The organism is Ruegeria sp. BHSB172 (assembly GCF_059613165.1).
In genome coordinates this window covers 1-1,811 of sequence record NZ_JBXWRZ010000088.1, presented here as the reverse complement: position 1 = coordinate 1,811, position 1,811 = coordinate 1, and the positions used below count along the sequence as shown (strand labels likewise).

Annotated in this window: 1 protein-coding gene and 1 pseudogene; one reads left to right on the top strand and one right to left on the bottom strand. The window is 61.8% G+C overall.

Going from position 1 to position 1,811, the window contains the following annotated elements; translation table 11 throughout:
* Positions 1-1,386 (bottom strand): GMC family oxidoreductase (locus AC2FM3_RS17860; RefSeq protein ID WP_496684585.1); only part of this gene is annotated, 1,386 nt, incomplete at its 3' end.
* Between the two features lie 108 nt (positions 1,387-1,494).
* Between AC2FM3_RS17860 and AC2FM3_RS17855 the strand changes: the two are divergent.
* Positions 1,495-1,811: pseudogene (locus tag AC2FM3_RS17855) on the top strand (TRAP transporter substrate-binding protein); the annotation flags it as partial.

Here is a 1,811-nt window from a genome sequence, read left to right as displayed (position 1 = left end):
CGACCGGGCCCAGTCCAGCGTGCCCTCGTAGTCGTCCAGCGGTAGGTCCGACCTGGGTCTGAACTCCTCGGAAATCTTCGAAGCCAGCGGATTGTGCCGTGCTATCCTGCGCGCGATCTTGATGCCGTCGACGATGGTCCGACAATCGGTTTCAGTTGACAGATAGTTCGGAACGATCTTGACGTATGATGTCGGGTCCGGCCCGGCGAGCCGCAGCTCTCCGCGGCTTTCGGGGCGCAGTTGGCACACCGACATCGTGAAAGCCGAGAACGGATGCACGCCCTCGCCCGGGCTGTCGGCCGACCAGGGCTGGACATGGAACTGGATGTCGGGGGTTTCGATCTCGGGGCGGGTCTTCAGGAAACCGGTGGCCAGGCTGGCCGCCATGGTCATGGGGCCGGTGCGGAACAGGGCGTATTTCAGGGCGATCCGGGCCTGGTTGAACAGGCTGCGCACCTCGTCGTTCAACGTGGGTTCGTTGCATTTGAACACCAGCCGTGCCTGCAGGTGATCCTGCAGACCCTTGCCGACGCCGGGTAGGGCGTGGATCGGTTCGATCCCGTTGTCCTTCAGGTGTTCGGGATCACCGATTCCGGACAGCATCAGGATTTGGGGCGAGTTGATCGCGCCGCCCGACAGGATGACCTCGCGCCGGACCCGCAACTTTTGTTCGGCGCCGGTCCGGTCGCGATAAGTCAGACCCACGGCCTGTTTGCCCTCCAGCAGGATCCGCGTCACCAGGGCGTGGGTGATGATGTTCAGGTTCGGCCGCTTGCGGATCGGCTTCAGATAGGCCACGGCCGCGCTGCACCGCCGCCCGTTGCGGGTGGTCAGCTGGAAATAGCCGACGCCCTCTTGCGTGGCGCCGTTGTAGTCGGGGTTGAACGGATAGCCCGCCGCCTGCGCCGCGGCGACCCAGGCATCGCAGATCGGGCGCTGGATGCGCATGTTGGACACCGACAGCGGGCCGCCCGTTCCGTGATAGTCGTCAGCACCCCGTTCCTGATCCTCGCTGCGTTTGAACAGGGGCAGAACGTCCTCCCAGCCCCAGCCCGCGTTGCCCATCTGGCGCCAGCGGTCATAATCCTGTTTCTGTCCGCGCACATACAGCAGCCCGTTCAGCGAAGACGAACCACCCAGGACCTTGCCGCGCGGCCAGTCAATCGAACGGCCGTTCAGGCCCGGATCGGGTTCGGTGCGGTAACACCAGTCGACCGACGGGTTGTGCATCGTCTTGAAATAGCCGACAGGGATGTGAATCCACGGGTTGGTGTCCGGACCGCCGGCCTCGAGCAACGCGACGCGCGTACCGGGATCGGCGCTGAGGCGATTGGCGATGACACAGCCCGAAGATCCAGCCCCGACAATCGCGTAATCAACCTCCATCATCGCCTCCTTTTGCTGCCGATGAAAAAAACTCTATGCAAAACGCATCAACTAAACTAGCATTTTTTGATACATAACGTCTCAAAAATTGCGATAGGGAGGATGGCAATGGAGATCGGACGGAAACTGAGTGGAATTTCCCGGAGGGATTTTTTCCGCGTCGCTGGACGCTACGGGATGAGCTCGACCCTTTTGGCCGCAGGCGGATTCGGAGGGGCGATGAGCTTGGCCAACCTAGCCCAAGCGGCTGAATCTACATATGAGAAGAGGTTCTCGAAAGAACCCAAGCACACGCTGAAATTTGGTGCGGCGGGGTTCAACACGCGCAACCTGCTGATCGAGCGCGCCGGAGCGATCGAATTCGCGCGCGATCTGGAAGAGCGCACGGATGGCGAGATTCGCATCGAGTTCATCGGCGACAACCA